Here is a 7,344-nt window from a genome sequence, read left to right as displayed (position 1 = left end):
AAAGCGGCATCCTCCATTCCATAGCGGCGATTTTTACCCCGGCGCTTGTCCGGTAGCGATGACAAGCACTGGCGGAAAGAACCGACTAGAGTCTCAAAGCCACCTGGCTTTTTCAACGGCTCTGGCGCTCCTGGGTTTCTTGGATGTCATTACGATACAGGGATGCTGGGGACTTGAACAGGTTTTCGCCAAAATGAGAATTGCTGATCACCCCCATAACCGGACGCTGATAGGGTAGTTCCCTTGTGATACCCGTCAATGGCAAGTCTATCGGTTCGTTCCTCACCATTGACTGCTATCACATCGGTCACTCCCTTTGAGTGCTTGTCCCGGTTATGGGGGGAGGGTATGATTCAAAGCCAACACGATCGCCTATCCGGTTATCTATGGGTCCAATTGATAATCTCCGGTGAGGGAAACTAAAAGTGCGATCGCAAAACCTGAACTATCATCTACCGGAACCAACCCGATACCCCCCAAACAACTTTTCAACTGGAGGCAATTACCGGGATGGGAATCGATACCCACATAATTCTCAGCAAGTCTCCAATCTTTGATGGTAATCATCACCTCCAACAGTCACTACCAACATAATCGCCTTACCCAAAAATCTTAGTCGTAGGTTGTAGGTAAAGCGATCGGTTAGGGGTAATATCCGTTATGGGTAATATCTGGACATGATAGGGTGAGCATTCATATAAACCCGTAATTAGACTGTTGCAGTTAGACTGTTAGCATTTAAGCTAATGAAAAAATTGACATTTAATTAGACTGTTGCAGTTAGACTGTTAGCCCAAAATACATAGACACCCCCTACAGTCAGAAACCATAGGGGGTCATTAAGTTATTGAGTTAGCTGTTAGGCTGTTAGGGTTTACGCCAACCATCCATCATCGTCAATATCATCTCTGTTGATTTAGTTAGGTGGTAAACGCGTATCATGGTCATATATTTTTGGGCAGATTATACTATCTAACGAATATTTCAAAAACTCAAATAATATGTCGAAATTTTTATTTTTTTAATCTAGCTTAGACTCCATTATTTTATTGCCTATAAATGAAGAAATTACCAAATAAACAATAATAATAATTATCAATAATATAACCTCTATTATAATTAAATTAATTGTATTAATCTCCAAAAATAAATGGTAAACCACTTAATCCTCTCTAAGGGGTCAAATACTGCGTCAAAATTGCTATATGGCGGCTCGGCAATGATTTGATATTGATTAAGCCAAATAATATATCGTTTAACCATCATATTCTGTTGGACATCATTGTATGCGTAAAATTTTAACCATCCCGCGATTTTCCAATCAACAGGAATTTGGTCCGCCTCAAATAATATCCTCACAAATTGGCTACCTGATATATCTGGAAATTTCTGACTACCATGTTTTGAATCATCCTCTTTGATGAAATATTGGTGATAAACTCAAAACCAATGAGTCTCAGATATATCATAGTTGTTAGGCATTATCTAATCTGTTTGATTACATGATCGTTAGCTGTATCGCACCATAAATCACCAACCCTTAAACCTGTAGGGCTTGTCGGTAAATTACTGAAATTAATTCTATGCCCTCTTATATTTCCATTAACATCTAATCTTGTTTGTGCTACTGTGGTTCCGATACCGACGACGTCAGCAATACTGACGGAGCCAAAGTCATCGATGCGTATGGGTTCGGAGCAAGCGGTTCAAAATGATATTGAGCCTAATCCATTTAGTCTAACAATTGGGTAGATGTACAAGTTGGGCAGGTAGGCATGGAAATTGAACCCGAGTCGGTTTTTACACCTCTATCATTAATATTAGGCACTACCCCCGGTAATTGCCTCCAGTTGAAAAGTTGTTGAGGGGTATCGGGTTGGTTCCGGTAGATGATAGTTTAGATTTGGCGATCGCACTTTTAATATCAGCCAGATGATAGCCCATAGTTTCCCCTCACCGGAGATTATGAATCAGACCCATAGATAACCGGATAGGCGATCGCCATACTTTCATAATCTGATACTGAAAGGCGGTCTGATATCTTTGTACGTTGATTCCCTAGCGGGTTCCCCCCCCACCTACGGCTATCGTGTTGGCTTTGAAACATACCCTCCCCCCATAACCGGGAAAAGCACTCAAAGGGAAGTGACCGACGTGATAGCAGTCAATGGTGACGAACGAACCGATAGGCTTGCCATTGACAGGTATCACAAGGGAACTACCCTATCAGCGTCGGGTTTAGGGAGTGATATGGGTATTTGACAGATTGATTAAGTTGTGCTTGTTGACTGAGTAATCATCCTATTGACAGAATTATTTTCCTGTGCTAGGACTAGATTGTGAGTAATATCTGAGTAATTAGGTGCGACTATCGGGTTAAGTGAATCCCGGTTATCGCTGCTAGGATAAGGATTTCCCGAAAATGGGCGATACTGGACTTGAACCAGTGACATCCTGCTTGTAAGGCAGGCGCTCTACCACTGAGCTAATCGCCCTTTTGCATTCGATGTTTTCTATTGTAGCAGCAATCGCTAAAATAGGGAAGCTATTTTTGAAAAAAATTTTTGTGCTATGCCTTCTGGCAAAACCCACGATCGCATAACACTCTGGAGCTTGCCACTGGTGGCGGGTTTGACCTTTGGACAAACTCGCAGCAGCCATCTAACCCTCCTAGTATCTGCCAGTTTTCTATTTAGTGGCCTGATGTTTGGGCCAGATTTAGATCTAAACTCGCGACAGTTTCAACGTTGGGGGTGGTTCCGTTGGCTATGGGTTCCCTATCAAAAGAGTTTGCACCATCGCTCGTTTCTGTCCCACGGGCCTTTTATTGGCACTGCCTTACGGGTTCTGTACTTGTTCACCTGGCTAGGCGTTGGTGTGATTACGACTATGGCGATCGAGTTTCTGTTTTCGGTAGAGTGGACGATATCAAGTTTAGCAGGGGAACTATGGCAATTTCTGGTAAACCACTCTATGGAATGGATCGCTATCTTCTGCGGTTTAGAACTCGGTGCTATGAGCCACTATCTATCTGATTGGGGATCATCTATTTATAAACGCCTGCAAAGCCAAGGGGTATATGGACTGATACCACCATCAGTCCTAGTCAAAAAACCGAAAAATACCACCTCCCGGCGGTCTCGCTCCAATTCCTCGTCAACTTCCCCAAAATCCTCGTCAACTTCCCCAAAAAAAAGCAGTCGTCGTTCTAGAAATTCCTCGACTGTGGGGAACTCCCGCAAACGATAGTATATATCCTAACTGTTAGGAGCGATGCTATACGGTAGGATTTTATCGGTTAATCAAATTCGTACAATCAACCCTAAATCAATATGTCTGATTCTAGTCATAATCAACCCGAAAACGACACGCTAAATGCCTTACAAGAACTAATTGATGTGGTGGCTAAATTACGATCGCCTGATGGTGGGTGTCCTTGGGATTTGGCTCAAACGCCCCAAAGTTTAACCCCTTATATTCTCGAAGAAGCCTATGAGGTAGTCGATGCCATTGCTACGGGAGACCCAAAAGCGATCGCTGATGAATTAGGAGATTTATTGTTGCAAGTAGTTCTACAAGCTCAAATTGCCAGCGAATCTCAGCAATTTTCCCTGGCTGATGTGGCGGCTGGTATTACGGAAAAACTCATCCGCAGACATCCCCACGTTTTCGCCGATGTGAAGGTTGATAGTGTCGAGGAAGTACACGAAAACTGGGAAGCTATTAAGGATAAAGAAGCGGCAAATCATCAAGATTCCCAGTCTTTAAGTGCTAAATTAAACCGTTATTCCCGACAACTTCCGCCTCTGATAGCAGCTATGAAATTATCTAAAAAAACTGCTGCTGTTGGCTTTGAGTGGGATAATGTTGATGGGGTTTGGGATAAGTTTCATGAGGAAGTGGCGGAATTTGAAGAAGCCTTACGCTACGAAGATAAAGCACAACAACAAGCGGAATTAGGAGATATTTTATTTGTGTTGGTCAATTTAGCCCGCTGGTATGATATCGACCCTCATGAAGCGCTACGGGAGACTAATCATAGGTTTATTCGCCGATTTTCTATGGTAGAGGCTGCTTGCGATCGCCCTTTAGCAGACTACACCCTAGCTCAATTAGATGTCTTATGGGATAGGGCTAAAGCTATCATTAAGGAACAGGGGAATTAAGGGATTGATAAAAGGCGATCGCACATCCTCCGTAGACTTTTTGGCGGACGATCGCTAAACCGGAAACCTCTACCATTTCTCGTTTTGGGTCATGTTCAGCAATTAACTCTCCCCCGGCGGCGAGTAGGGAATATTTGGCGATCGCTTCTAGGACAGGTTCATATAAATTGGCTGTATATGGTGGGTCAAAATAAATGCGATCGAACTCCTCGGCGGCTAAGGATTTTAGCCGTTTAACCACATCTCCCCGTAGGACGCGAAACTGTTGTTCTGGTGTAGCTACTTGCTGCCAATTTTGCTTAATAATTTGACAAGCTGGCCCGGACTGTTCGATCGCCACTGCGATCGCCGCCCCACGACATAGAGCCTCTGCCCCCATTGACCCACTACCAGCACAAAGATCCAGCCAACGACATCCAGTAATGTCCTGCCAAATATTAAACACCGCTTCCCTGACCCGTGAGGGAGTAGGTCGGGTATTTTGTCCGGGGAGGGTTTTTAGTTGGCGATTACCATAAATTCTCAAGGCCATTTGTGAACACTATCCCATCTAAGTAATTACCTTTTGAGAAGAGTTCACCAACTGCACAAAATTAGATAATAATTGCAGTCCGGCGAGTGAGGATTTTTCGGGGTGGAATTGTAGCGCCATCACATTTTGGTAAGCGATCGCAGCAGTCACGGTTTGGCTTCCGTGGGTGATAGTGGCGGCGGTAATCGTCGAATCAGCCGGATCGACATAATAAGAATGCACAAAATACACCCAGGGATTATCTCCCAAATTATCCCAAAGACTGACTGATGGTTGAGTAAATGTTAGTTGATTCCAACCCATGTGAGGAATAGTCAGTCCGGGTTCTGATTTAAACCGTCGCACTTTACCCGGAAAAATCCCTAACCCTGCTTCTTCCCCTTCTTCCCCGGACTCGAACAAAATTTGCAACCCTAAACAAATCCCCAAAAATGGCACACCGTCAGCAATTACCTGTTTAATGGGTTCGATGAGATTACGCGATCGCAGATGTTGCACCGCCGGGTCAAAGGCTCCTACTCCTGGTAAAAGCACACCATCAGCCGCATTGATTACCTTTGGATCATCGGTAATTTCTGGGGTTCCTCCTGCATTTTCCAAGCCCTTACAGACCGAGTGCAGATTACCCATATCATAGTCAATTACTGCGATTCTCGCCATCTATATCCCTCAAGCCACCATTTGACATTATCTCATATTTACGGACAATTTGGGAACATTTGGGAGTTGATGATTATTGAAATTATTAATTGATGGCTCCGTTTTCGGTTGGCTGTTGACTGTTCAAATCCAAGATTAAGGCTTGATTATAGGCATCACGAGCTTCTTCGGAACGGTTTAAACCCTCTAAAGCTAATCCCCTTTGATGCCACACTTCCCGGTCTTTGGGGTCAGCATTTAGGGCTTTATTTAGGGCTATTAATGCCTGTTCATAACGGCCTAAATGATTTAAAGCTATCCCCGTATCTAACCAGCCATTTAGTTGATTGGGGTTAATGGCGATCGCCTTTTCCGCCGCCTCTAATGCTTGTTGATATTCCCCTAAATTCCGCCAGGCTACACTTTTTTCTATCCAAGACCAATAGGCGCGGGGATTAATTGCTAAAGCGCGATCGCTTGCTTGTATAGCATCAGCATAACGACCCAAACCCCGCAACACCCAAGCGCGACTTTCCCAGGCTAAATGGGAGTTAGAATTGATTACTAAAGCGCGATCGCAACTCATTAGGGCTTCCGGCATTTGGTCTAAGATACGCAACACCCGACAACGATAAAGGTGGGCATCAAAATGGTGAGAATTTTCGGCAATGGCTTTATCATAAGCACTTAAAGCCTGTTCATAATCACCTTTATCTCGCGATATTTCTCCCTGATTAAACCAGTCAGTAGGTGTGTGGTTAGATATAGCCGATTTATGTAATCTCTCTAGAGCCCGTTGATAATTCCTAGCGATTATGGTATTATTAGGGTTAATACTGAGGGCGCGACTGTAGGATTGTAGTGCTTCCTGGTGGTGTGATAATTTCTCTAAAGCATAACCTCGATTATTCCATACCCACTCGGAATTACTATCAATTTCTATAGCGCGATCGCAGGAATTTAAAGCATCCTGAAACTGGTGTAAGTTATTCAAAGACCAGCAGCGACCATTCCAACTATGGACATAATTGGGATGAATCGCAATAGACTTGTTATAAGATTCTAAGGCTTCCCGATATCGCCCTAATTGGTTTAAAATGTTGCCTCGTTGATGCCAGGAATGATATGACTGAGGGTTAATCGCGATCGCCGCGTCGCAACTTCTTAGGGCTTGATCATACTGTTCTAAATGATATAATGCTGAACAGCGACCCTCTAGGGCTTGCAGATAATTCGGGTTAATATCCAAAGCCATATTATAGGCAGATAAGGCTTTATCGTATTGTTCTACATCCAAAAAACTCTGAGCTTTATGGCGTAATTTGACCGCCTGTGACCAGGGAAAACTAGCTGTGAAATTTTCGGATGGGCGATTAACTTTTGATGATTGAGAATTGCTAAAATCTCGCGCCTCTTGCATAGCCATATTGCCCACTAGCACCATAAAAAATAGCGCCCCTATGGGTTTAAGTTGAGAGATAACTACATCCCTGGAAGTTGTCGTCCTAGTCAAAGCGGATAAGGCTTGCGAGGCATTTTTAAACCGTCTTTTGGTGCTAGGTTCTACCAGCCTTTCTAACCATGCTAAAAAACGGCGATCGCCACCTTTTACCAGTTGTCTAAATTGGAAACAATAGTTATCATCAATAAGCTGACCAATATGGGCGGGATGAGTCCCTGTTAGCAGACAAATTAAGGTAGCCCCCAAACTGTAGAGGTCGGAAGATTCTGTTAAGGGTCGGTTAAAGAGTTCCTCCGGTGGCATAAACCCCGGTGTTCCGGCGGCGATACTACTGGTGGCGGTATCTTTTCCACCTACTTTAGCAAAGCCAAAATCCACTAGATAAGCATTGAGGCGATCGTCTACTAGAATGTTACCTGGCTTAATATCACGGTGAATAATTGGCGGATTATGCTGTTGTAAATATACCAGAATCCCTAAGATAGAAATAGCAATTTGCCTAATCTGTTCTGGGGTGAAGCGTTGACCAGACTCTAGGGAAGGTG

8 protein-coding genes and 1 tRNA gene are annotated in these 7,344 nt (G+C 43.8%); 2 read left to right on the top strand and 7 right to left on the bottom strand.

The window, feature by feature from the left end; all coding sequences use genetic code 11:
• Window positions 1–112 precede the first annotated feature (112 nt).
• From B9T16_RS23490 to B9T16_RS23475, 4 genes are all read right to left on the bottom strand, one after another.
• Window positions 113–289 carry a hypothetical protein gene (locus B9T16_RS23490; RefSeq protein ID WP_162097051.1) on the bottom strand — a complete coding sequence of 59 codons (177 nt, stop codon included), beginning with the start codon at window positions 287–289 and terminating at the stop codon, window positions 113–115.
• A gap of 95 nt (window positions 290–384) precedes the next feature.
• Window positions 385–567 carry a hypothetical protein gene (locus B9T16_RS23485; protein ID WP_006669990.1) on the bottom strand — a complete coding sequence of 61 codons (183 nt, stop codon included), beginning with the start codon at window positions 565–567 and terminating at the stop codon, window positions 385–387.
• Window positions 568–1,119: 552 nt separating this feature from the next.
• The gene (locus B9T16_RS23480; RefSeq protein WP_006615866.1) at window positions 1,120–1,359 is read right to left on the bottom strand and encodes a hypothetical protein; all 240 of its coding nucleotides are present in this window, start codon (window positions 1,357–1,359) and stop codon (window positions 1,120–1,122) included.
• A gap of 1,064 nt (window positions 1,360–2,423) precedes the next feature.
• Window positions 2,424–2,495: transfer RNA gene (locus tag B9T16_RS23475), tRNA-Val, on the bottom strand.
• 76 nt (window positions 2,496–2,571) lie between these two features.
• Here B9T16_RS23475 and B9T16_RS23470 point away from each other — a divergent pair.
• Together B9T16_RS23470 and mazG are read left to right on the top strand one after the other, a co-directional pair.
• The gene (locus B9T16_RS23470; protein WP_410245905.1) at window positions 2,572–3,249 is read left to right on the top strand and encodes a metal-binding protein; all 678 of its coding nucleotides are present in this window, start codon (window positions 2,572–2,574) and stop codon (window positions 3,247–3,249) included.
• Between the two features lie 83 nt (window positions 3,250–3,332).
• The gene (mazG, locus tag B9T16_RS23465) at window positions 3,333–4,166 is read left to right on the top strand and encodes a nucleoside triphosphate pyrophosphohydrolase (protein ID WP_006617635.1); all 834 of its coding nucleotides are present in this window, start codon (window positions 3,333–3,335) and stop codon (window positions 4,164–4,166) included.
• Here mazG and rsmD read toward each other — a convergent pair.
• From rsmD to B9T16_RS23450, 3 genes are all read right to left on the bottom strand, one after another.
• Entirely contained in the window at window positions 4,147–4,698 is a 552-nt protein-coding gene (rsmD, locus tag B9T16_RS23460) for a 16S rRNA (guanine(966)-N(2))-methyltransferase RsmD (RefSeq protein ID WP_006617636.1), read from the bottom strand. The two genes, mazG and rsmD, sit on opposite strands and share 20 nt — an antisense overlap.
• A gap of 18 nt (window positions 4,699–4,716) precedes the next feature.
• Entirely contained in the window at window positions 4,717–5,358 is a 642-nt protein-coding gene (gene hisH / locus B9T16_RS23455) for an imidazole glycerol phosphate synthase subunit HisH (protein WP_410245904.1), read from the bottom strand.
• A gap of 85 nt (window positions 5,359–5,443) precedes the next feature.
• Window positions 5,444–7,344: tetratricopeptide repeat protein (locus B9T16_RS23450; RefSeq protein ID WP_410245903.1), on the bottom strand; the 1,901-nt coding region annotated here is incomplete at its 5' end.

The organism is Arthrospira sp. PCC 8006 (assembly GCF_046480465.1).
Lineage (GTDB): Bacteria > Cyanobacteriota > Cyanobacteriia > Cyanobacteriales > Microcoleaceae > Limnospira > Limnospira platensis.
Note: the sequence above shows the minus strand (reverse complement) of the source record. Positions and strands in the feature narration are given on the sequence as shown.